This window comes from Naasia sp. SYSU D00948 (assembly GCF_017916515.1).
In the GTDB taxonomy this organism is placed as follows: domain Bacteria; phylum Actinomycetota; class Actinomycetes; order Actinomycetales; family Microbacteriaceae; genus Naasia.
This window is the reverse complement of sequence record NZ_JAFMTA010000001.1, coordinates 1-23057: the sequence shown is the minus strand read 5'-3', so window position 1 is coordinate 23057 and position 23057 is coordinate 1. Positions and strand designations below refer to the sequence as shown.

The window sequence follows — 23057 nt, the reverse complement described above, 5'->3', positions numbered from 1 at the left end:
GCGGCATGGACGACGATGACGGCGCCGCACTCGATCGTGCGGCGGATCACGCGCGGCGCTGGCTCGACGGCCTCGCGGTCCGCACCGTTCCCGCGGCCGTCCGGATCGATGACGTCGTCGCGACGCTCGGCCCGGAGCTGCCTCGCACAGGATCCCCGGCCGCCGAGGTGGTCGACCGGCTGGCCGCGGCGGTGGAGCCGGGACTCATGGCGAGCCCGTCCGGTCGCTTCTTCGGCTGGGTGATGGGGTCGACGCTCCCGGCCGCGATCGCCGCGGACTGGCTCGTGACCGCATGGGACCAGAACGCGGGCATGCGCGATCCCACTCCCGGAGTCGTCGCCGCGGAGGAGATCGCGTCCCGCTGGCTGCTCGAGCTCCTCGGCCTGCCCCGGGACGCGGGGGTGGGGTTCACGACGGGCGCGACGACCGCGAACTTCGCCTGCCTCGCCGCGGCCCGAGGCGCGGTGCTCGCGCGCGCCGGCTGGCACGTCGACGAGGGGCTCGCGGGCGGCCCGCGCGTGCGCGTCCTCGCCGGGGCGGAGCGCCACGGATCGGTCGATCTCGCCCTCCGCTACCTCGGGCTCGGCCTGCCCGAGCTCGTCGCCGCCGACGACCAGGGACGACTGGACGCGGCCGCACTCCAGGACGCCCTGGCCGACGGGGAGGGCCCGGCCATCGTCTGCCTGCAGGCGGGGAACATCCACTCGGGCGCCTTCGATCCGTTCGAGGCGGCCGTGGCCGCCGCGCACCGTGCCGGGGCGTGGGTGCACGTCGACGGAGCCTTCGGGCTCTGGGCCGCCGTCAGTCCCGCCCTCGCCGGCCTCGTGTCCGGTATGGCGGCTGCCGACTCCTGGGCCACGGACGCGCACAAGACGCTCAACACCCCCTACGACTGCGGCGTCGCCGTCGTGCGCGACGAGGCGGCGCTGCGGACCGCGATGAGCGTCCACGCGAGCTACCTCGTGGAGGGGGAGGCACCGAGCCCGTACGAGCACGTGCCCGAGATGTCGCGCCGCGCCCGGGGCGTTCCGGTGTGGGCGGCGATCGCGAGCCTCGGCGAGGACGGCGTCCGCCGCCTCGTCGACGGGCTCGTCAGTGCCGCCTCCGGGCTGGCCGAGGGGCTCCAGGGCATCCCCGGCGCCCGGGTCCTCAACGACGTCGTCTACACCCAGGTGAGCGCGGCGTTCGAGTCGCCGGAGCGGACCCGCGACGTCTTCGCCCGGCTCCTCGAGGAGGGACGGGTGATGCCGTCGGCGAGCGTCTGGCGCGACGAGGCCGTCATCCGCTTCTCCGTCAGCTCGTGGCGGACGGGACCGGCGGAGGTCGCGGACACGGTCGAGGCGGTGCGGAGGGCGGCCGGGATCAGATGACGGAGCCGGTGTACCGCTCCCCGGGACCCTGTCCCGGAGCATCGGGATAGGGGGACGCCTCCCGGAAGGCGAGCTGGACCGAACGGAGGCCGTCGCGGAGCGCGCGGGCGTGGTGATCCCCGAGGTGGGGAGCGCTCGCGGTGACGAGTCCGGCCAGGGCGTCGATGAGCTTGCGCGCCTCGTCCAGGTCGGGCGCCGCGTCCGGCTCCTCGCCGAGCCCGCACTTCACGGCGGCCGCGCTGAGCAGGTGCACCGCGACGGTGTTGATGACCTCGACGGCCGGCACCTCCGCGATGTCGCGGACCGCCTCGTCGGCGCCGTACGCGTCGGCGGTGTCGTCGGACATGGGGACCCCTTCGAAGCGCGGACCGGCTCTGCTATCCTTGTGCGGGCCCCGGGAGCGATCCCGGACGGAAAAGTGGAGAAATCTCCCACCCAGGTCGACCGCTTCAACAGGTTACCGGGTCGAAGGCGCTCCCCCCGCACAGAGTCATCGGGCGGGGAGACAGGGCGCCGGAGTACGCGCGTCCGCGCGCGAAGGAAGAAGCCTCCGCTCTTTCCCGGCCGGTTCACGCGATGTGCGCGGACCGAAGCAGGAGTGAAGGAGCAGCGCATCAGCGATCCCCGTACCAACGACCGCATCCGAGTGCCGGAGGTCCGGCTCGTCGGACCGGGTGGCGAGCAGGTCGGCATCGTGCCGATCGAGGTCGCCCTCCGCCTCGCCCGTGAGGCCGATCTCGATCTCGTCGAGGTCGCGCCGAACTCGAGGCCGCCGGTCGCCAAGATCATGGACTACGGGAAGTTCAAGTACGAGACGGCGCAGAAGGCCAAGGAGGCCCGTCGCAACCAGGCGAACACCATCCTCAAGGAGGTCCGGTTCCGCCTGAAGATCGACGACCACGACTACGAGACCAAGCGCAAGCGCGCTGAGGGGTTCTTGAAGGCGGGGGACAAGGTCAAGGCGATGATCCTCTTCCGCGGCCGTGAGCAGTCCCGCCCCGAGCAGGGCGTCCGGCTGCTGCAGCGCTTCGCCGAGGACGTCAGCGAGTTCGGATCCGTCGAGTCCACCCCGACCATCGACGGCCGGAACATGGTGATGATCATCGGGCCGCTCAAGAACAAGGCGGACGCCAAGGCCGAGGCCCAGGCGCGCCGCACCAGCAGCAGGACGGCGGGAGCCCCCGCCGAGCAGACCACCGGCGCCGGAACCCCGGACGTCGCGACCACCAAGGAGACCAATGCCTAAGCAGAAGACCCACTCCGGGTCGAAGAAGCGCTTCAAGATCACCGGCAGCGGGAAGCTCATGAAGCAGCAGGCCGGTATGCGCCACAACTTCGAGGGCAAGCCGTCCACCCGCACCCGTCGCCTGAGCCAGGACCAGGTCCTCTCTCCGGCCGACGCCAAGGTCGCCAAGAAGCTCCTCGGCCGCTGAGCCGAACGATCCGTAAGAAGGACTGAGAAATGGCAAGAGTCAAGAGGGCGGTCAACGCCCACAAGAAGCGCCGCGTCATCCTCGAGCGCGCCGAGGGCTACCGCGGGCAGCGTTCGCGCCTCTATCGCAAGGCGAAGGAGCAGGTCACCCACTCGCTCGTCTACGCGTACCGCGACCGCCGTGCCCGCAAGGGCGACTTCCGTCGCCTCTGGATCCAGCGGATCAACGCGGCCGCGCGCGAGCAGGGCCTCACGTACAACCGCTTCATCCAGGGCCTCGGCCTCGCCGGTGTCGAGGTGGACCGTCGCATCCTCGCCGAGCTGGCCGTGAACGAGCCCGCGACCTTCGCGGCCCTCGTCGAGACCGCTCGCGCCGCGCTGCCGGCCGACACCTCCGCCCCCGCCGCGTAGGTCCCGCGACCTGAGAAGGGCCCTCCCGGTGTGGGAGGGCCCTTCTGCGTGTCCCGGGCATTTCGCGGATCAGGAGTTTCCACGCGAATCAGGACGGACCCGGCGAATCCGGCGCGGATCAGGACCGGCTGCGGCGTGTCGCGGCGGATCTCCTGATCCGCGCACGTCCCGGTGATGCGTCTCAGGGGCGCCGAGGGGCGTCAGTAGGCTGAGCACATGCTCGACAACCCCCGGTCGCCGCGCGTCCGGGCGGTCGCGAAGCTCGCCAACAAGGCGGCGCGCACCGACACCGGGCATTTCCTCCTCGAGGGGCCGCAGGCGGTCGGAGAGGCGCTGACCTGGCGGCCCGAGCTCGTCCTCGAGCTCTACGCCACGCCGACGGCGCTGGAGCGGCATCCTGCTCTCGCGGACGCGGCCCGGCGCGCCGAGCTCGACATCCAGTTCGTGACCGAGCAGGTGCTCGAGGCGATGGCCGACACCGTGACGCCCCAGGGCTTCGTCGCCGTGTGCGCCCAGTTCCCGATCTCGGTCCGCACGATCTTCGCCGATCAGCCGAGGCTCGTGGCGGTGCTCGAGGAGGTGCGGGATCCCGGCAACGCCGGCACGATCATCCGCGCGGCCGACGCCGCCGGAGTGGACGCCGTGGTGCTCACCGGCCGCACCGTGGACCTCTACAACCCGAAGGTCGTGCGCGCCACCACCGGCTCGCTCTTCCACGTGCCGATCGCGGTGGGCGCGGACCTCGCCGCGGTGACCGACAGAGCGCGGGAGGCCGGACTGCAGATCCTCGCGGCCGACATCAAGGGCGACGACCTGCTGGACGCTCGCACGGCGGGGCTCCTCGCCGCCCCCACCGCGTGGGTGTTCGGCAACGAGGCGCACGGGCTGTCCGACGCGGATCTCCGGCTGGTGGACCGCGCTGTCGCCGTGCCCATCTACGGATCGGCGGAGTCGATGAATCTCGCCACCGCCGCCTCCGTCTGCCTGTACGAGAGCGCATTCGCCCAGCGCTCCTAGCGATCGCGGTGTCGCCCCAGGCGCCTGGTCAGAAGGCGTACCGGATGTCGCAGTACGGCAGTCCCTCGCCCGCGAGCGCCTTGAACTGGGCGAGATATCCCCGCTTCGCCCCGGACTTGTAGCGGACGTTGAGCGCGCCGTTCTGCGAGATCTTGTTCTCCTGCAGGTCGGGTCGCCAGAGCACCTCCTCGGCCTTGGGATGCCAGCCGAGGTTGACCTCGTGCAGCTGCTCGTTGTGCGTGAGGAAGATGACCTCGCTCGACAGCTGCGCCTTCGCCCGCTCGCTGAGCGCCCCGTCGAGCTGGTCGAACAGGTCGCGCCACTCGTCGAGCCAGCCGTCGGCGACGATCACGGGGGAGAAGTTGACGTGGACCTCCCACCCCGCCTCGACGAAGTCGTTGATCGCCGCGATCCGCTCCGGGATCGGGGAGGTGCGGATGTCGACGAGCTTCGCCATAGGCGCCGGCATGAGAGAGAACCGGATGCGGCTGCGGCCCTGCGGGTCCCACTCGAGCAGGTCCCGGTTGACGAATTTCGTCGCGAACGAGAGCTTCGCGGTCGGCTCGGACTTGAACAGGTCGACGAGGTCGCGGACGTTGTCGCTCACGAGCGCGTCGGCCGAGCAATCGCTGTTCTCGCCGATGTCGTACACCCAGGCGTGCGGGTCGCACTGGTTCGGCTCCGCCTTCACGCCCTGCCGCCCGATGTGGCGGTGGATGCTGCCGGCGATCTGGTCGATGTTCGCGAAGACCGTGATGGGGTTGCTGTAGCCCTTGCGGCGCGGGACGTAGCAGTACGCGCAGGCCATGGCGCAGCCATTGGCCGTCGAGGGCGCGATGAAGTCGGCGCTGCGTCCGTTGGGCCGAACGGCGACGCCCTTCTTGACGCCCAGCACGAGCGCTTCGGTCTTGATGCGGACCCAGCGGCGGACGTTGGCCTCGTCGCCGTGGAGTTCCGGGATGCGCCAGTGGCTCTCGACCTCGACGAGGTCGGCGCCGGGCCAGCGCGCGAGGATCTCCTGGCCGCGCGGAAGCTCGGCGGCCGCGCGCTCGTAGTAGATGCGGGTGATGTCGAGCAGGGGTCTCGTGCGCTGCTCGCTGACGGTGGGACTCATCCCATTCAGTGTCGCCGGGACCACCGACATCGACTGCCGTGCCGCCGCAGGGACCGTCGCGCCACCCGGCGCCCAGCACCTTGCGCTCAACAGGCGGAGACTCCTCCACCAGGTCGCCCCACGGCGTGTCGTGCTGTCGACGCAGATCCCGCCTGTTGAGCGCAAGGAGAGTCGGGTCCTCCCCAGCCGAGACGCCGCTGCTCCCGCCGCAGGTCGGAGATCGCGCCGGAAGGCACTCGGTAGACTCGGGGACCGTGTCCGACGCACCTTCCCCCGCCCCCTCCGGCGGCAATCCCATCTCGCAGGAGGCCGTCGAGTCCGCGGTCGAGGCGGCCCTCGCGGCTGTCGCCGGCGCCTCGAGCACCGCGGAGCTGAAGGCCGCCCGCACCGCCCACGCGGGTGAGGCGTCCGCGCTCGCGAAGCTCAACTCCCTGCTCCGGCAGGTCCCCGGACCCGAGAAGGCCGCGACGGGCAAGCTCGTCGGCAGCGCGCGCGGCCGGGTGAACCAGGCGATCGCCCAGCGCGAGGCCGAGCTCGCCGAGGCGGAGACGGCCGCCCGGCTCGCAGCCGAGCAGGTCGACGTCACTGCCGCGTCCACCCGCTGGCAGCCCGGCGCCCGGCATCCCCTGACGCTGCTCCAGGAGGAGGTGGCCGACATCTTCGTCGGCATGGGCTGGGAGATCGCGGAAGGTCCGGAGCTCGAGCACGAGTGGTTCAACTTCGACGCGCTCAACTTCGACGAGGACCACCCCGCCCGGGCAATGCAGGACACGTTCTTCGTCGCCCCGCCGGAGCGCCACCTCGTGCTGCGCACGCACACGTCGCCGGTCCAGGTGCGCTCGCTGATCGAGCGCGACCTCCCGGTCTACGTCCTCTGCCCGGGACGCGTCTACCGGACGGACGAGTTCGACGCGACGCACCTTCCCGTCTTCTCGCAGTTCGAGGGGCTCGCGATCGACAAGGGCCTCACGATGGCGCACCTGCGCGGAACCCTGGAGCACTTCGCCCGGATCATGTTCGGCGACGAGGCGCGCATCCGCCTGCGCCCCAACTACTTCCCCTTCACCGAGCCCTCCGCCGAGATGGACGTGTGGCACCCGGCCGCCAAGGGAGGCGCGCGCTGGGTCGAGTGGGGCGGCTGCGGCATGGTGAACCCCAACGTCCTCCGCGCCGCGGGCATCGACCCCGACGAGTACCAGGGCTTCGCCTTCGGCACCGGCATCGAGCGCACCCTCCAGTTCCGGAACGACCTCAACGACATGCGCGACATGGCCGAGGGCGACATCCGCTTCAGCGCCCAGTTCGGGATGGTGGGCTGATGCGAGTCCCGATCAGCTGGCTGGCCGAGTACGTCGACCTGCCCGAGGGCACCACCGTCGCCGACCTCCACGCCGCCCTCGTCAAGGTCGGCCTCGAGGAGGAGGCGGAGCACCGGTTCGACGTGACGGGTCCCGTCGTCGTCGGCGAGGTGCTCGAGTACGCCGACGAGCCGCAGTCGAACGGCAAGACGATCCGCTGGTGCCAGGTCCGCGTGGCCCCCGAGGGGCAGCGCTCCGCCGACGGCGGCGCGGACGTGCGCGGGATCGTGTGCGGCGCGCACAACTTCGCGGTCGGCGACAAGGTCGTGGTGACCCTGCCCGGCGCGGTGCTGCCGGGGCCGTTCCCCATCGCCGCGCGCAAGACGTACGGCCACGTGTCGGACGGCATGATCGCCTCGGCACGCGAGCTCGGCCTCGGCGACGAGCACAGCGGCATCCTGGTGCTGTCGACCCTCGGCCTCGACCCCGAGCCGGGCACCGACGCGCTCTCCCTCCTCGGCCTCGACGACGCCGCCGTCGAGGTGAACGTCACGCCGGACCGGGGCTACGCGTTCTCGGTGCGCGGCATCGCCCGCGAGTACTCGCACTCCACGGGAGCGACCTTCCGCGATCCCGCTGCTCTGCCGCTCGCCGTGCCCGGGGACGGGTTCCCCGTCACCATCGACGACCGCGCGCCCATCCGCGGGCGCGTGGGCGCGAGCGTCTTCGTGACGCGCGTCGTGCGCGGTATCGACCCGACGCGTCCCACCCCGCCGTGGATGGCGTCCCGCCTGCGGCTCGCCGGCGTCCGGTCCATCTCGCTGCCGGTCGACATCACCAACTACGTGATGTTCGAGCTCGGCCAGCCGATCCACGCCTACGACCTCGACAAGCTGGCGGGCGGCATCGTCGTGCGCCGCGCCGAGCAGGGGGAGACCCTCGAGACCCTCGACGGGCAGATCCGCACGCTCTCGCCCGAGGACCTCCTCATCACGGACGACTCCGGTCCCATCGGGCTCGCAGGTGTCATGGGCGGCGCGACCACCGAGGTCAGCGAGACCACCCGCGACGTGCTCATCGAGGCCGCCAACTTCGACCCCGTCTCGATCGCACGGACCGCGCGCCGGCACAAGCTGCCGAGTGAGGCCTCGAAGCGATTCGAGCGGGGCGTCGATCCCGCCGTCGCGGAGGCGGCGGCCGCGCGGGTCGTCCAGCTGCTGGTCGATCTCGCGGGCGGCACCGTCGACCCCCTCGGCTCCGGCCACCACAGCTTCGAGCCGCCGGCCCCTGTCGAGCTGCCCGAGGGCTTCGTCGCCCGCCTGATCGGCGTCGACTACTCCGCGGAGGAGATCCGCTCCGCTCTCGCGCGGATCGGCGCCCAGGTGGAGGAGCACCCGGCGGGTCTCCGCGTCACGCCGCCCACGTGGCGGCCCGACCTCGTGGACGCGCCGTCGCTCGCCGAGGAGGTGGCGCGCCTCGCCGGCTACGACCGCATCCCGTCCGTCCTTCCCGTCGCGCCTCCGGGCCGCGGCCTCACCCGCTCGCAGAAGCTGCGGCGGTCGGTGTCCCAGATGCTCGCCGCGAACGGCGCGGTCGAGGTGCTCGCCTTCCCGTTCGTGCGGAGGGAGCAGAACGACCTGTTCGGGTCGCCGGAGGCGGGCGAGGTCCCCGCGGTCCGGCTCGCGAACCCGCTCGACGCCGAGGCGCCGTTCCTGCGCACCTCGCTCCTGCCCGGCCTGCTCGAGATCGCGCACCGGAACCGCTCGCGCGGCTTCGTCGACCTGCACCTCTTCGAGGTCGGCGCGACCTTCCGCCCGGAGCCGGGCATCGAGTACGGCACCGACTACATCCCGCCGATCGCCGCGCTGCCCACGCGCGAGGTGCTCGCGAGCATCGAGGCCGGTATCCCGCCGCAGCCTCGGCACGTCGCCACGGTCCTGACCGGCGCCGCGGTGCCCAAGCAGGTCGGCCAGGACGCGATCCCGGCGGACTGGCGGGACGCGCTCACGGATGTCCAGCGCGTCGCCGCATCGCTCCGGGTGCCCGTGCGCGCCGTCCAGGGCAGGCACCAGGCGTTCCACCCGGGCCGCACCGCTCGCATCGTCGTGGACGGCCCGGCGGGCGAGGAGACGGTCGGCTGGGCCGGCGAACTCCTGCCTGCGGTGGCCGAGGCGGCGGATCTTCCCGCCGTCGTCGCGGCGGCCGAGCTCGACCTGGACCGGCTGATCGCGCTGTCCGATCCGGACCCGCACGCCGTCCCGATTCGGGCCCTTCCCGCGGCGACGCAGGACCTGTCGCTCGTCGTGACTATGGACGTGCCGGCCGGCGACGTGCTGCGCGCGGTCGCCGAGGGCGCGGGGGAGCTCCTCGAGGACATCCGCCTCGTCGACGACTACCGCGGCCCCGGCGTCCCGGAGGGCACCAAGTCGCTCACGTTCGCGCTGCGCTTCCGCGCGGAGGACCGGACGCTCACCGCGGCCGAGGCCACGGCGGCGAAGCTCGCGGGCGTCGCGGTCGCGGCCGAGCGCTTCGGGGCGTCCCTCCGGGAGTAGCCCGCGCGGCGGGGTGCCGGCCTGGCGCGTGTGCGACCCGGCGGGGCGCGGTCGGCGCCGCTGAGTGCGCCCTGAAGCACCGGATGCACCGTGGACACGGGGTGCGCTCGGTGTTCCGGGGCGCATTCGGTGTGGAAGGGTGCGCTCGGCAGCGCGCGCACCGCACACGCCCACGGCCACCCGCGCCGCCCGGCCGCCGAAGCAAGGGGGCAAGGGGCGGCACGCCGTTCTCGCTAAGGTTGAATGCATGCCTCTGACCGTCGCCGTCGCAGGGGCGTCCGGTTACGCAGGCGGAGAGCTCCTGCGGCTGCTCGCCTCCCACCCCGAGTTCGACGTGCGCACGGTCACCGCGCACTCCTCGGCGGGGCGCGCGCTCGGCGAGGTGCAGCCGCACCTGCGCTCGCTCTCGCACCTGGTCCTCGCCGATACGACGCCGGATACCCTCGCCGGCCACGACGTCGTCCTGCTGGCGCTGCCGCACGGCGCCTCCGGGGCCATCTCCGCCGAGCTGTCACCGGACGCGGTCGTCGTCGACTGCGGCGCGGACCACCGGCTCGAGTCCGCGGACGACTGGGCCGCGTTCTACGGCGGCGACCACGCCGAGCCGTGGGCCTACGGCGTCCCGGAGCTGCTCCTGAGGACCGCCGGGGGCACCGTCAAGCAGCGCGAGCGGCTCGCGGGCGCCTCCCGGATCGCCGCCCCCGGCTGCAACGCGAGCACGGTCGCCCTCTCCCTGGCGCCCGGCATCGCCGCCGGCGTCATCCTGCCGACCGACATCGTCAGCGTCCTCGCCGTCGGGCCCTCGGGCGCCGGACGCGCACTCAAGTCGCACCTGCTCGCGAGCGAGATCCTCGGCAGCGCGAACCCCTACGCCGTGGGCGGCGGGCACCGGCACATCCCCGAGATCCAGCAGGCGCTGCGGTGGGCCGGGGCGGAGACGTCGACGATCTCCTTCACCCCCGCCATCGTGCCGATGTCCCGCGGCATCCTCGCCACCTCCACCGCGATGCTCGCGCCGGGCGTGAGCGCCGAGGACGTCCGCGCCGCGTGGGAGACCGCGTACGCGGGGGAGCCCTTCGTGCAGCTGCTGCCCGAGGGGGCGTTCCCGCGCACGGCCGACGTGCTGGGCGCCAATACCGCCCTGCTCGGGCTCGCCGTCGACGCGACCGCCGGCCGTGTGATCGTCGTCGCCGCGGTCGACAACCTCGTGAAGGGCACCGCGGGCGCCGCCGTGCAGTCCCTCAACATCGCGCTCAGTCTCCCCGAGACCCTGGGCCTGCCCCTGGACGGAGTCGCGCCATGACCGTCACCGCACCGGCGGGATTCGAGGCGGCGGGCGTCGCGGCGGGCCTCAAGGCCAGCGGCGGCCCGGACGTCGCCCTGGTCGTCAACCGGGGGCCCCTCCAGCACGCCGCGGCCGTGTTCACGAGCAACCGGGCGAAGGCCAACCCGATCCTCTGGTCGCAGCAGGTCATCGCGGACGGCGTCGCCTCCGCCATCGTCCTCAACTCGGGCGGGGCGAACTGCTTCACCGGGACGCAGGGCTTCCAGACGACGCACGCGACGGCTGAGGCCGTGGCGTCGCAGCTCGGCGTCAGCGCGGGCGACGTCCTCGTCTGCTCGACCGGGCTGATCGGGGAGCAGCTCGACCGCGCGCGCGTCCTGGCGGGCGTCGGCGCCGCGGCCGCGAGCCTGTCCGCCGACGGCGGGGCGAACGCCGCGCGCGCCATCATGACGACGGACACCGTGCCCAAGATCGCCGAGGTGCGCCGCGGCGGCTGGGCCATCGGCGGCATGGCGAAGGGCGCCGGGATGCTCGCGCCGGGCCTCGCGACCATGCTCGTCGTGCTCACGACGGATGCCGTCGTCGATCAGGCCGCGCTCGACGCCGCGCTGCGCTCCGCGACCCGCGTCACGTTCGACCGCCTCGACTCCGATGGCTGCATGTCGACGAACGACCAGGTCACGCTGCTCGCGTCCGGCGCGTCCGGCGTGACCCCGGACGCTGAGGAGTTCCGCCAGGCTCTCATCGAGGTCTGCGCGAGCCTCGCGCGCCAGCTGCAGCACGACGCGGAGGGCGCGTCCCACGACATCGCGATCGAGGTGATCGGCGCGCGCACCGAGGACGAGGCCGTCGAGGTGGCCCGGTCCGTCGCGCGCAACAACCTCTTCAAGGCCGCCGTCTTCGGTAACGACCCCAACTGGGGCCGGGTGCTCGCCGCGATCGGGACCACGACCGCCGAGTTCGATCCGTACAACGTCGACGTCTCGATGAACGGCGTGCGGGTGTGCCACAAGGGCGCGCCCGACAAGCCGCGCAGCGCCGTCGACCTGGCGCCCCGCGAGGTCACCGTCCTGATCGACCTGCACGCCGGGTCCGCCGTCGCCACCATCCTGACCAACGACCTCACGCACGCCTACGTCCACGAGAACAGCGCGTACTCCAGCTGACATGACCGCCGCCTCCGACTCCCTGCCCCTCCAGCAGACCGACCCCGCCGTCGCCGCCGCGCGCGCCGACGCCCTCATCGAGTCGCTGCCCTGGCTCAAGCGGTACGCCGGGCACATCGTCGTCGTGAAGTTCGGCGGCAACGCCATGGAGGACCCCGAGCTGATGCGGGCGTTCGCCGAGGACATGGTCTACCTGCGCTACGTCGGCATCAAGCCGGTGGTCGTGCACGGCGGCGGTCCGCAGATCACCGCGATGCTCGAGCGCCTCGACATCCCGAGCGAGTTCCGCGGCGGCTACCGCGTCACGACCCCCGAGGTGATGGAGGTCGTGCGCATGGTCCTCACCGGCCAGGTGAACCGCGAGATCGTCGGCCTCATCAACGAGCACGGCCCGCTCGCCGCCGGCATCTCCGGCGAGGACGCGGGCCTGTTCACGGGCAAGCGCCGCGGCGCGGTGGTCGACGGGGTCGAGGTCGACCTGGGCCTCGTCGGCGACGTCGACTCCGTCGACCCGGATCCGGTCCTCGCGCTCCTCGACTCGGGTCACATCCCGGTCGTCTCCTCGATCGCTCCCGACGGCGCCGAGCCGGGCCAGACCCTCAACGTGAACGCCGACTCGGCCGCGGCCGCTCTCGCGGTCGCGCTGCGGGCCGCCAAGCTCGTGATCCTGACCAACGTGCCGGGGCTGTACAGCGACTGGCCCGACCGCAGCTCCCTCGTCTCCCACATCACCGCGTCCCGCCTGGGCAGCCTGCTGCCGAGCCTCGACGCGGGGATGATCCCCAAGATGTCCGCCTGCCTGGAAGCGGTCGAGAACGGCGTCGAGAAGGCGGCCGTGATCGACGGTCGCGTGCCGCACTCGATCCTGATCGAGATCTTCACGGGCAGCGGGATCGGAACGGAGGTCGTGCCGTGATGCACACCGCAGAGGCCGCGCAGGCCTACACCGAGCGGCACCGCGTCGCCCTGATGCGCACGCTCAGCACCCCGCAGCTCGTGCTCGCGCGCGGCGAGGGCTGCTGGGTGTGGGACGTCGACGGACGCCGCTACCTCGACTTCCTCGCCGGGATCGCGGTCAACTCGCTGGGGCACGCGCATCCCGTCGTGGTCGAGACTGCCGGGCGGCAGGCGGCGACCCTCGTGCACGTCTCCAACTACTTCGCGACACCGCAGCAGATCGACCTCGCCGAGACCCTCCGACGGCTCACCGGAGCGGGGGAGGGCGGCCGCGCCTACTTCGGCAACTCGGGGGCGGAGGCGATCGAGGCGGCGTTCAAGCTCGCGCGCCGCAACTCCACCGACGGCCGTTCGCGGATCCTCAGCCTCAAGAACTCCTTCCACGGCCGCACCATGGGCGCGCTCGCCCTCACCGGCAAGCCCACCATGCAGGACCCGTTTCGGCCGATGGTGCCGGGTGTGGACCACATCGACTCCACGATCGAGGCCCTCGAGGACGCTCTCGACGACTCGGTCGCGGCCCTCGTCGTCGAGCCCATCAAGGGGGAGGCGGGCGTCGTGCCGCTGCCGGACGGCTACCTCCGCCGGGCGCGGGAGCTCACCGAGGAGCACGGCGCGCTGCTCATCGTCGACGAGATCCAGACCGGCGTGGCGCGCACCGGCGACTGGTTCGCCTACCAGCACGACGGCATCCGTCCCGACGCCGTCACGATCGCGAAGGGCATCGCGAGCGGCATCCCGATCGGCTCGCTCGTCACCTTCGGGCGCGCGAGCGACCTGCTGCAGCGCGGCGATCACGGGAGCACCTTCGGCGGCAACCCGTTCGCGACCGCGGTGGCCGGGGCCGTCCTCGAGGAGATCGAGCGGGCGGACCTGGTCCGCAACGCGGCCGTCCGCGGCGTCCAGCTGCGGGAGGCGATCCAGGGGATCGGATCGCCGCTCGTCACCGAGACCCGCGGCCGCGGGCTCATGGTGGGCGTCGGCATCGCGGACGACCGCGCGGCCGAGGTGGCCGAGCGCTGCCTCGCGCACGGTCTCATCCTCAACGCGCCGAACGCGTCGAGCCTGCGCATCGTCCCGCCGCTGATCGTCGGCGACGAGGAGCTCGAGGAGTTCCGCGACCGCTTCTCGCGCGCTCTCGCGGACCTCTGACGCCCGCGACCCACCGAACAGCTGATCCGGAGACACATGACCCGCCACTTCCTGCGCGACGACGACCTCACGCCCGACGAGCAGGCGGAGATCCTCGATCTCGCCGTCGAGCTCAAGCGCGACCGGTTCGCCCAGAAGCCGCTGGCGGGTCCGCAGACCGTCGCCGTCATCTTCGACAAGTCGTCGACGCGGACGCGCGTGTCCTTCGCGGTCGGCATCGCCGACCTCGGCGGGAACCCCCTCATCATCTCCACGGCGAGCAGCCAGCTGGGCGGCAAGGAGTCGCCGAGCGACACGGCCCGCGTGCTCGAGCGGCAGGTCGCCGCGATCGTCTGGCGGACCTACGGCCAGGCCGGGCTCGTCGAGATGGCGGAGGGGACGACGGTGCCCGTCGTCAACGCGCTCTCCGACGACTTCCACCCGTGCCAGCTCCTCGCCGACCTGCTCACCATCCGGGAGCACCGCGGGAGCCTCGCGGGCCTCACGGTCGCGTTCCTCGGCGACGGGGCCAGCAACATGGCCCAGTCCTACCTCCTGGCGGGGGCGACCGCGGGGATGAACGTGCGGATCGGGGCGCCCATCGAGTACGAGCCCGCCGAGGCCGTCGTCGAGCGGGCGGCCGCGATCGCCGAGCGGACCGGCGGCACGGTCGCCGTGCTCGCCGACCCCCTCGCCGCGGTCGGTGGAGCCGACGTCGTCGTCACCGACACCTGGGTGTCGATGGGCCGGGAGGACGAGAAGGCGGAGCGGATCCGCGCACTCGGCGGCTACAAGGTCACGCCGGAGCTCATGGGCGCCGCCGCCCAGGACGCCCTGTTCCTGCACTGCCTGCCCGCCGACCGGGGCTACGAGGTCGACGCCGCCGTGATCGACGGGCCGCAGAGCGTGATCTGGGACGAGGCGGAGAACCGCCTGCACGCCCAGAAGGCCCTGCTCGTCTGGCTCCTGCGCCAGCAGCAGTAGGCCGTCCGGACCCGGGGAGCCGGGCGCTTAGGGTTGATAGGACGCACAGAAGGAGAGTTGTGGCAGAACGCGTAGTGCTCGCCTATTCCGGGGGACTCGACACCTCGGTGGGCATCGGCTGGCTGAAGGACGCGACCGGCAAGGAGGTCGTGGCGCTCGCGGTCGACGTGGGCCAGGGCGGCGAGGACATGGAGGACATCCGCCAGCGCGCCCTCGACTGCGGCGCCGTGGAGTCCGTCGTCGTCGACGCCAAGGACGAGTTCGCGGCCGACTTCCTCATGCCCGCGCTCAAGGCGAACGCGATGTACCAGAAGGAGTACCCGCTCGTCTCCGCGCTGAGCCGCCCGCTGATCGCCCGGCACCTCGCGCGGGTCGCGAAGGAGCTCGGAGCGGACAGCGTCGCCCACGGCTGCACCGGCAAGGGCAACGACCAGGTCCGCTTCGAGGCGGCGGTCGCCGCACTGGCGCCCGATCTCACGAGCATCGCGCCCGTCCGGGACCTCGCCCTCACGCGCGACAAGGCGATCGTCTACGCCGAGGAGCACGGCCTGCCGATCCAGCAGTCGAAGAAGAACCCCTACTCCATCGACAAGAACGTGTGGGGCCGCGCGGTCGAGACCGGCTTCCTCGAGGATCCGTGGAACGCGCCGATCGAGGACCTGTACGAGTACACGCAGGACCCGGCCGAGCAGAAGCCGGCCGACGAGGTCGTGGTCACCTTCACCGAGGGCGTCCCGACCGCGATCGACGGGAAGCCCGTCAGTCCGCTCGAGGCCGTCCAGCAGCTCAACGCAGTGGCGGGCAAGCACGGCGTCGGCCGGATCGACATGGTCGAGGACCGGCTCGTCGGCATCAAGAGCCGCGAGGTGTACGAGGCGCCCGCCGCGATCGCGCTCATCGAGGCCCACGAGCAGCTCGAGAACCTGACCCTCGAGCGCGACCTCGCGCGCTTCAAGCGCGGCGTCGAGTCGCGGTGGTCGGAGCTCGTCTACGACGGCCTCTGGTTCTCGGCGCTCAAGCGCAGCCTCGACGTCTTCATCGACGACACGCAGCGCCACGTCTCGGGCGACATCCGGCTGACCCTGCAGGGCGGCCGCGCGGTCGTCACGGGGCGCCGCAGCGAGCAGAGCCTCTACGACTTCAACCTCGCGACCTACGACACCGGAGACACGTTCGACCAGTCGCTCGCGAAGGGCTTCATCGAGATCTGGTCGCTCCCCAGCAGGATCTCCGGCAAGCGCGACCTGCAGGGATAGCGGGGCCGATGGCCGACGAGATCGACGAGGGAGCCGCCCGCGAGGGCGCGCTCTGGGGTGCGCGCTTCACCTCGGGCCCGGCGCCCGAGCTCGAGGCGCTGAGCCGCTCGACGCACTTCGACTGGCGGCTCGCGCCCTACGACCTCGCCGGGTCGCGGGCGCACGCACGCGCCCTGTCGGCGGCGGGATACCTGAGCACCGATGAGCTCGCGGCCATGGTCGACGCGCTCGACCGGCTCGAGCGGGACGTGGTGTCGGGCGCCTTCCTGCCGGAGCCGTCGGACGAGGACGTGCACTCGGCCCTGGAGCGGGGCCTCATCGAGCGCGCCGGCCCGGACCTCGGCGGCAAGCTGCGCGCGGGCCGCAGCCGCAACGACCAGGTCGCCACACTCGTCCGCATGCTCCTCCGGGACCACGCCGGCACGCTGACGCGCCTCCTCGTCGACCTGATCGACGCCCTCGCCGCCCAGGCGGACCGGCACTTCGGGGCGATCCTGCCGGGCCGCACGCACCTGCAGCACGCCCAGCCCGTCCTGCTCGCCCATCACCTGCTCGCCCACGCCTGGCCGCTCGTCCGCAATCTGGAGCGCCTCACGGACTGGGGCCGGCGCGCCGACGCCTCCCCGTACGGGGCGGGCGCCCTCGCCGGCAGCACGCTCGGCCTGGACGCGCAGGCGGTGGCGACGGAGCTCGGCTTCTCGCGCGTCGTCGAGAACTCGATCGACGGGACCGCGTCGCGGGACGTGGTCGCGGAGTTCGCGTTCATCGCGGCGCAGATCGGCGTCGACCTGTCGCGGCTCGCGGAGGAGATCATCCTCTGGAACACGCGCGAGTTCGGGTTCGTGACGCTCTCCGACTCCTACTCCACCGGCTCGTCGATCATGCCGCAGAAGAAGAACCCGGACATCGCCGAGCTCGCGCGCGGCAAGTCCGGGCGGCTGATCGGCAACCTGGCCGGGCTCCTCGCGACGCTCAAGGGCCTCCCGCTCGCCTACAACCGCGACCTGCAGGAGGACAAGGAGCCGGTCTTCGACTCGATCGAGACCCTCGAGGTGCTGCTGCCCGCGTTCACCGGCATGGTTGCGACGCTGCACTTCGACACGGAGCGGATGGCCGCCCTGGCGCCGGAGGGCTTCTCGCTCGCGACCGACGTCGCCGAGTGGCTCGTGAAGCGGGGGGTTCCCTTCCGCGAGGCGCACGAGATCACGGGCGCGCTCGTGCGCGCCGCGGAGCAGGCGGGCGTCGGGCTCGAGGGCCTCGACGACGCCGCCCTCGCGGCCGTCTCCCCGCACCTCACGCCGGAGGTGCGCGAGGTGCTCACGGTGCGCGGCTCGGTGGCGAGCAGGGACGGCGTCGGCGGCACTGCGCCCGACCGGGTCCGCGAGCAGCTCGCGACGCTGACCGGACGCATCCGTGCTCTCGCGGGGGACACCCTGTGAGCGACGGTCAGGAGCCGCGGAACTGGCTCGTGATCCTGGTCGCGATCCTCGCGTCGCTCGTCGTCGTGGCCGCGATCCTCGTGTCGATCTCGCGGGGCACGTTCTTCTGAGCACGCACGCCGCCCTCGACCGGTCCGTGCTCGACGGCCCCGCCGAGACGGTCGCGCCGCTGCTGCTCGGGGCCGTCCTCACGCGCCGGGGTGAGGACGGCGTCGTCTCGCTGCGGATCACCGAGGTCGAGGCCTACTCGGGCGAGGGCCGCGATCCCGGATCGCACGCTCACCGCGGCAAGAGCCGGCGCAACTCGGTGATGTTCGGGCCGTCCGGGCATCTCTACACCTACTTCACCTACGGCATGCACGTGTGCGCGAACATCGTCTGCCTGCCCGAGGGGCGGGCGGCGGGATGCCTGCTGCGGGCGGGGGAGATCGTCGAGGGCGAGGAGCTCGCGCGCGCCCGTCGCGGTGCCGCCGTCGCCTCCCGCGACCTCGCGCGCGGTCCCGCTCGCCTCGCGGTCGCCATGGGCATCCCGCTGAGCGACGGCGGCTCCGACGTGTTCGCGGACCCCTACCTGCTGGAGTTCCCGGCGACGCCGGTCGCGGAGTACGCGGTGAGCCCCCGCACCGGGGTGTCCGGCGAGGGCGGGACGCACGTGTTCCCGTGGCGGTTCTACCTCCCGGGCGACCCGACGGTCTCGCCGTACCGGGCGCACACTCCGCGCAAACGGGGCTGACGGCCGCCACCTGCGGAGGTCCGCCGTGGCGGGCGCCGTGCGGTGCGCGGGCCGTGCGGACACCCGCGACCGGGTGCGGGGTGCGGGTGTCCGCAGCACCCGCGCCGGCCCATGCCACGATGGCCGGATGAGGGCTCTCATCACCGGCGTCGGGAGGCGGCGCGGCATCGGCGCCGGGATCGCGGCGGGCCTGGCGGACGACGGCTGGGACCTGGCGCTCTCGTACTGGACCCCGTACGACCGCCGGATGGGGCTCGAGGGCGGGCCCGACGACCCCGAGCGGATCGCGGCGGAGCTCCGCGGACGCGGCGCCGAGGTCGTCCTGCTCCCGGCCGACCTCGAGCGGCCCGACCAGGCGGGCGAGCTCGTGACGCGGGCGCATGCCGAGCTTGGTCCGCTCGACGCACTCGTCCTGTCGCACTGCGAGAGCGTCGACTCGAGCATCCTCACGACGTCCGTCGAGAGCTTCGACCGCCACTACGCGGTCAACGTCCGGGCGTCCTGGCTCCTGATCGCCGGCTTCGCCCGGCAGCTGCCGAGCACGGGTGGCGCAGTCCTCGCGCTCACCAGCGATCACACCGTCGGCAACGTCCCCTACGGCGCCACGAAGGGGGCGCTCGACCGCCTCGTCCTCGCGGCGACGCACGAGCTCGGCGATACGGGGCTGCGCGCCAACGTCATCAATCCCGGCCCCGTCGACACCGGCTGGATGACCGACGAGATCCGGGAGGCGGGCCTCGCGGCACAGCCGACCGGACGCCTGGGCACGCCGGAGGACACGGCCAACCTGGTCCGCTTCCTGCTGTCGGAGGCCGGACAGTGGATCAACGGGCAGCTCCTGTACAGCAACGGCGGCTACCCGAAGGGACGCCTGCCGGTCTGAGGGTTCGCCCTCCCGCCCGGTGCTGAAGCGGCGGCGAGGACACGGATCGCGGTGCGGCCTGGCCGATCGAGACGCCCGAGCGGGGCTCTGCCCGGACTCCCAGCGCGCGACCGCATCCTGTCGGCATGATCCCGGAGACCCGGACGGTCGAGGTGGACGGCCTTCGCATCGGCTACCGCCGCGCGGGCCGAGGACCGCCGCTCCTGCTGCTCCACGGGGCGTTCAGCGACAGCCGGGAGTGGCGGCCGCAGCTGGAGGGCCTCTCCGAGGAGCTCGATGTCATCGCGATGGACTGTCCCGGCTGCGGGGCCTCCGGTGATCCTCCGCCGGGGTTCCGGGTGACCGACTACGCCGATGTCGTCGCCGGCTTCCTCCACGCCCTCGGACTCGAGGCCGCGCACCTCGGCGGACTCTCGTTCGGGTCGATGTGCGCGCTGGTGGTGTACCACGAACATCCGGCGGTCGTGCGGAGCCTGCTTCTCATGAGTGCCTACGCCGGGTGGAGGGGGTCGCTGCCGCCGGAGGAGGTGGAGCGACGGACGAGGTGGACGGAGGCGGCCTTCGCGACCCCGGTCGAGGACTGGGCGGGCGACTTCCTCCGCAGCGTCTACAGCGATGCCGCGGCGTCGCTGCGGGACGAGGCGATGGGGATCCTCCGGGACTCGCGACCGGCGGCCTTCGCGCCGGTCGCCCGTGCGTTCCTCCCGCTCGATCTCCGGGGCATGCTGCCCACGATCGACGTGCCGACGCTGCTCGTGTCCGGCGAGCTCGACGAGCGGTCGCCGGTGCCGGTCGCCGCCGACCTGCGGGCGCGGATCCCGGGCGCCCGGATGACGGTCATCCCGGGCGCCGGGCACGGCGTCAACGGCGAGGCGCCCCAGGACGTCAACCGCGCGGTGCTGGCGTTCCTGTCGCAGCTCCCCGCCTGACCGCGCGCCCGGAGGCTGCGCGGATCAGGACAACGAGCACCAGGCACGGCGTGTCTTCCTGAACGGCGTGCGGGTCCCGGTGGCGGCCCTGATCCGCGAGTGTTCTCCTGATCCGCGCAGAAGCGCGCGGCGTCAGGCGCGGGCGAGGACCGCGATGCCGGCGCAGGCCGCGGCCCAGATCAGGCTCGCGAAGGTGCCGATGATGAACCGCTCTCGGGATGCCGGGGACTCGAACTCCCCGAAGCGCCCGACGCCCTTCACCGCGACGAGGACCGCGAGGCCCTCGGGGAAGCCGGCGAGGATCAGGCCCGCAAGCGCCAGGCGCTCGAGCAGGCCGATCATCATGCCGCCGCGGAGCACCTCGCCGCCGTGTTCGAGGATCCCTCCGTGGACGCCCTCCAGCACCGAATCGCGCGTCGCGACCTTGAGGGCGACGGTCGCCGCCGGCCCTCCGCCGACGACCGCGGCCACCAGCGCGAGCGCCGTCACGAGCGCGGTCACGCCGAAGCCGAGATCGCCCGCGGGGATCGCCGCCAGCAGCAGACCCGAGGCCACTGCCGCGGAGGCGGCTGCCGCGTAGGGCACCGTCGGGCGCCACCATGCCAGCACGCTCAGCGTCGCGGCCCCTGCCATGACGAGCACGAGCAGCACGACGTAGAGCACGGACAGAACGGCGGGCATCATGGCGCTCCTGGCGAGGGGATCGTCGAGCGGACCACTCCGCGGTCGAGATCCTCCAAGAGTAGGACGAGGGCGGGCAGGGCGGCCTCCTCGAGGCGCCACTGCGCGGCGGAGAGTCGCAGGCTCACCGCCTGCGGGCTGATCCCGAGGACCTCGGCTGCCGCGGCCTGCGTTCGGCCGTCCCTCAGCAGGTCGATCACCTCCCAGCCTTCGTCGGATCTCCGGGCGCGAACCGCGAGCACCAGCTCGAGCAGTGCGCGGACGCCCTCCCCGTCGAGCAGCCCCCGGCCGTCCGCGACGAGCCAGAAGCGGTGCGGAGCCTTCTTGGCCTGCTCGACCGCGGATCGCGCCGCGACGAACGCGGGACCGGTCGCCTCGCGGACGCTCTCCGGCAGCGGCTCGCGGACGGGGCCGACGCCGAGGCCGACGCTCCAGTGTCCTCGCCGGGTCAGAGCCAGCACCACGGCGAGGGCGGTATGGGCGTCACGGGTCAGGGTCTGGAACTCGTCGCCGGCGCTCCGCTCGGGAGGCAGCACCAGCTCCTCCCCGAACTGATCCGTGACGATGTCGATGGCCGAGCGGACGCGGTCCTCCGCGTTGCGGCTGTCGACCTGGTCCACGGTGAGTACGAACATCGCTCAAGTATGGCGCATTGATCCGGACCGATCAAGCCGACAGGCCTGACCGGCGGTGCGGCAAGCACGGGGCCTTGCCCGTCCGGCCGGGCGACCGAGCGGCCGTTGCTAGCGTAGGTCCGTGCCTGCGGACCTCAACAGCCAGTCGAACGATCGCTCGTTCCCCTCCATCTGGGACGAGCTCCGGTGGCGGGGACTCGTCGCCGTCTCCACCGACGAGGACCGGCTGAGCGAGCTGCTGTCCGGCCCGCCCGTCACGTTCTACTGCGGCTTCGATCCGACGGCCGCCAGCCTGCACCTCGGTCACCTGGTGCAGCTGCTGACCATGCGCCGGCTGCAGCTCGCCGGGCACCGGCCCATCGGGCTCGTCGGAGGGTCGACGGGACTCATCGGCGATCCCCGGCCCACCGCGGAGCGGACGCTGCACTCCAAAGAGCTGGTCGCCGAGTGGGTGAGCGCCCTGCGCTCGCAGATCGAGCGCTTCCTCTCGTTCGAGGGGGACAACGCGGCGCAGATGGTGAACAACCTCGACTGGACCGCCCCGCTGTCCGCGATCGACTTCCTGCGCGACATCGGGAAGCACTACCGGGTGGGCACGATGCTCAAGAAGGATGCGGTGGCCGCGAGGCTCAACTCCGACGCGGGGATCAGCTACACGGAGTTCAGCTACCAGATCCTCCAGGGGCTCGACTTCCTCGAGCTGTACCGCACCCGCGGCTGCGTGCTCCAGACGGGCGGCAGCGACCAGTGGGGGAACCTCACGAGCGGCACCGACCTGATCCACCGGGTGGAAGGTGCGTCCGTGCACGCGATCGGCACGCCGCTGATCACCAACAGCGACGGCACCAAGTTCGGCAAGAGCGAGGGCAACGCGATCTGGATCGACCCGCAGCTCACGAGTCCCTACGCCTTCTACCAGTTCTGGGTCAACACGGACGACGCGGATGTCATCGACCGGCTCAAGGTCTTCACCTTCCTCTCCCGGGAGGAGATCGCCGCGCTCGAGCGGGCCGTCGCCGAGGCGCCCTTCCGGCGGAAGGCGCAGCGGACGCTCGCGCGGGAGGTCACCGCCCTCGTCCACGGCGAGGCCGCGACCGACGGGGTGATCGCCGCCTCCGAGGCGCTGTTCGGACAGGGAGACCTGTCCGCCATCGATCCCGATGTCCTTGCCGGCGCTCTGCGCGAGATCCCCCACACGACGACGCCCGCGTCCACCACGGTCGCTCAGGCTCTCGCGGACACCGGACTCTGCAGCAGCCTCAGTGAGGCCCGCCGAGCCATCGCCCAGGGCGGCGTCTACCTGGACAACGTCAAGGTGACGGACGAGGCGGCGACTCTCGCCGCGGGGACGCTCGCCGGGGGAGTGGCGGTGCTCCGCCGGGGGAAGAGGACTCTCGCCGGGGTCTTCCTGGAGACGGCGGGGGTTCCGGCCTCCTGACGCACCGAGACCGGGGACAGGCGTGACACGCCCGGGCCGCAGGGAAACTTGTGGCCCGCGGAACGGGAACGTAATGTAGTCCCTCGTCGCCCCAAAGGTGCGGGAGAGCCGAAGAGCTCCCCGGCCTCAAGCGGGACAAACCTCCTCCTCAACGAAGCCCCGATCCCTTGCGGATCGACGGCTCCGGAGTTAGGATGGATGGCTTCCTCCGAAGCCCCGAGGCCGGTGTGCCGCGCACACCAGGACCCGGGCAGGCGGGAGCTCACAATTTGGAGCAGTTGCCCTCATGACCGAGGCCGGAAGGCTGGGGTGTGGGGTGCGTCCGATCCTTGAGAACTCAACAGCG

22 protein-coding genes are annotated in these 23057 nt (G+C 72.4%); 18 read left to right on the top strand and 4 right to left on the bottom strand.

Annotation, left to right across the window (positions count from 1 at the left end):
• Nucleotides 1-5: 5 nt before the first annotated feature.
• Nucleotides 6-1370 (top strand): aminotransferase class V-fold PLP-dependent enzyme, encoded by a 1365-nt coding sequence (locus J3P30_RS00110; RefSeq protein WP_210478750.1) that lies wholly within the window; start codon nucleotides 6-8, stop codon nucleotides 1368-1370.
• Here the strand turns inward: J3P30_RS00110 and J3P30_RS00105 are convergent.
• Nucleotides 1363-1716 carry a DUF1844 domain-containing protein gene (locus J3P30_RS00105; RefSeq protein WP_210478748.1) on the bottom strand — a complete coding sequence of 118 codons (354 nt, stop codon included), beginning with the start codon at nucleotides 1714-1716 and terminating at the stop codon, nucleotides 1363-1365. The two genes, J3P30_RS00110 and J3P30_RS00105, sit on opposite strands and share 8 nt — an antisense overlap.
• Before the next feature lie 252 nt (nucleotides 1717-1968).
• Here J3P30_RS00105 and infC point away from each other — a divergent pair, with 252 nt between their 5' ends.
• From infC to J3P30_RS00085, 4 genes are all read left to right on the top strand, one after another.
• Nucleotides 1969-2616 carry a translation initiation factor IF-3 gene (gene infC, locus J3P30_RS00100; RefSeq protein ID WP_210478746.1) on the top strand — a complete coding sequence of 216 codons (648 nt, stop codon included), beginning with the start codon at nucleotides 1969-1971 and terminating at the stop codon, nucleotides 2614-2616.
• Entirely contained in the window at nucleotides 2609-2803 is a 195-nt protein-coding gene (gene rpmI / locus J3P30_RS00095) for a 50S ribosomal protein L35 (RefSeq protein ID WP_210478743.1), read from the top strand. Before infC ends, rpmI begins: the two co-directional genes overlap by 8 nt.
• Nucleotides 2804-2832: 29 nt before the next feature.
• The gene (gene rplT, locus J3P30_RS00090) at nucleotides 2833-3213 is read left to right on the top strand and encodes a 50S ribosomal protein L20 (protein WP_210478739.1); all 381 of its coding nucleotides are present in this window, start codon (nucleotides 2833-2835) and stop codon (nucleotides 3211-3213) included.
• Between the two features lie 216 nt (nucleotides 3214-3429).
• Nucleotides 3430-4230: an RNA methyltransferase gene (locus J3P30_RS00085; protein WP_210478737.1), complete on the top strand. Its 801-nt coding sequence runs from the start codon at nucleotides 3430-3432 to the stop codon at nucleotides 4228-4230.
• Nucleotides 4231-4258: 28 nt separating this feature from the next.
• Here the strand turns inward: J3P30_RS00085 and J3P30_RS00080 are convergent, their stop codons facing one another.
• Complete coding sequence (locus J3P30_RS00080; protein ID WP_210478735.1) at nucleotides 4259-5344, bottom strand: spore photoproduct lyase family protein; 1086 nt, start codon at nucleotides 5342-5344, stop codon at nucleotides 4259-4261.
• Nucleotides 5345-5598: 254 nt separating this feature from the next.
• Between J3P30_RS00080 and pheS the strand changes: the two genes are divergently transcribed.
• From pheS to J3P30_RS00020, 12 genes are all read left to right on the top strand, one after another.
• Complete coding sequence (pheS, locus tag J3P30_RS00075) at nucleotides 5599-6663, top strand: phenylalanine--tRNA ligase subunit alpha (RefSeq protein ID WP_210478733.1); 1065 nt, start codon at nucleotides 5599-5601, stop codon at nucleotides 6661-6663.
• A complete protein-coding gene (pheT, locus tag J3P30_RS00070) occupies nucleotides 6663-9194 on the top strand; it encodes a phenylalanine--tRNA ligase subunit beta (protein ID WP_210478731.1) in 2532 nt (843 codons plus the stop codon). Before pheS ends, pheT begins: the two co-directional genes overlap by 1 nt.
• Nucleotides 9195-9441: 247 nt before the next feature.
• Nucleotides 9442-10497 (top strand): N-acetyl-gamma-glutamyl-phosphate reductase, encoded by a 1056-nt coding sequence (gene argC, locus J3P30_RS00065; RefSeq protein ID WP_210478728.1) that lies wholly within the window; start codon nucleotides 9442-9444, stop codon nucleotides 10495-10497.
• Nucleotides 10494-11645 carry a bifunctional glutamate N-acetyltransferase/amino-acid acetyltransferase ArgJ gene (gene argJ / locus J3P30_RS00060; protein WP_210478726.1) on the top strand — a complete coding sequence of 384 codons (1152 nt, stop codon included), beginning with the start codon at nucleotides 10494-10496 and terminating at the stop codon, nucleotides 11643-11645. The genes argC and argJ overlap by 4 nt, the downstream gene beginning before the upstream one ends.
• Nucleotide 11646: 1 nt before the next feature.
• Complete coding sequence (argB, locus tag J3P30_RS00055; protein WP_210478723.1) at nucleotides 11647-12561, top strand: acetylglutamate kinase; 915 nt, start codon at nucleotides 11647-11649, stop codon at nucleotides 12559-12561.
• On the top strand, nucleotides 12561-13754 hold the full coding sequence (locus tag J3P30_RS00050) for an acetylornithine transaminase (RefSeq protein ID WP_210481777.1): 1194 nt from the start codon (nucleotides 12561-12563) through the stop codon (nucleotides 13752-13754). Before argB ends, J3P30_RS00050 begins: the two co-directional genes overlap by 1 nt.
• Nucleotides 13755-13790: 36 nt before the next feature.
• Nucleotides 13791-14717 (top strand): ornithine carbamoyltransferase, encoded by a 927-nt coding sequence (gene argF / locus J3P30_RS00045; RefSeq protein ID WP_210478721.1) that lies wholly within the window; start codon nucleotides 13791-13793, stop codon nucleotides 14715-14717.
• Nucleotides 14718-14776: 59 nt separating this feature from the next.
• Complete coding sequence (locus J3P30_RS00040) at nucleotides 14777-15973, top strand: argininosuccinate synthase (protein WP_210478718.1); 1197 nt, start codon at nucleotides 14777-14779, stop codon at nucleotides 15971-15973.
• Between the two features lie 8 nt (nucleotides 15974-15981).
• On the top strand, nucleotides 15982-17412 hold the full coding sequence (gene argH / locus J3P30_RS00035; RefSeq protein WP_210478716.1) for an argininosuccinate lyase: 1431 nt from the start codon (nucleotides 15982-15984) through the stop codon (nucleotides 17410-17412).
• A 106-nt stretch (nucleotides 17413-17518) separates the two neighbouring features.
• Nucleotides 17519-18145 (top strand): DNA-3-methyladenine glycosylase, encoded by a 627-nt coding sequence (locus J3P30_RS00030; protein ID WP_210481776.1) that lies wholly within the window; start codon nucleotides 17519-17521, stop codon nucleotides 18143-18145.
• Between the two features lie 127 nt (nucleotides 18146-18272).
• Nucleotides 18273-19028, top strand: coding sequence for an SDR family oxidoreductase (locus tag J3P30_RS00025; RefSeq protein ID WP_210478714.1), 756 nt, complete (start codon nucleotides 18273-18275; stop codon nucleotides 19026-19028).
• A gap of 125 nt (nucleotides 19029-19153) precedes the next feature.
• Complete coding sequence (locus J3P30_RS00020; protein WP_210478712.1) at nucleotides 19154-19957, top strand: alpha/beta fold hydrolase; 804 nt, start codon at nucleotides 19154-19156, stop codon at nucleotides 19955-19957.
• Nucleotides 19958-20089: 132 nt separating this feature from the next.
• On the opposite strand, the gene J3P30_RS00015 is transcribed toward J3P30_RS00020, so the two are convergent.
• Together J3P30_RS00015 and J3P30_RS00010 are read right to left on the bottom strand one after the other, a co-directional pair.
• Nucleotides 20090-20638, bottom strand: a complete 549-nt coding sequence (locus J3P30_RS00015; RefSeq protein ID WP_246852669.1) for a hypothetical protein — start codon at nucleotides 20636-20638, stop codon at nucleotides 20090-20092.
• Nucleotides 20638-21273 carry a DNA-binding protein gene (locus J3P30_RS00010; protein ID WP_210478706.1) on the bottom strand — a complete coding sequence of 212 codons (636 nt, stop codon included), beginning with the start codon at nucleotides 21271-21273 and terminating at the stop codon, nucleotides 20638-20640. Before J3P30_RS00010 ends, J3P30_RS00015 begins: the two co-directional genes overlap by 1 nt.
• Before the next feature lie 121 nt (nucleotides 21274-21394).
• Between J3P30_RS00010 and tyrS the strand changes: the two genes are divergently transcribed.
• Nucleotides 21395-22711, top strand: coding sequence for a tyrosine--tRNA ligase (tyrS, locus tag J3P30_RS00005; protein ID WP_210478704.1), 1317 nt, complete (start codon nucleotides 21395-21397; stop codon nucleotides 22709-22711).
• Nucleotides 22712-23057 lie beyond the last annotated feature (346 nt).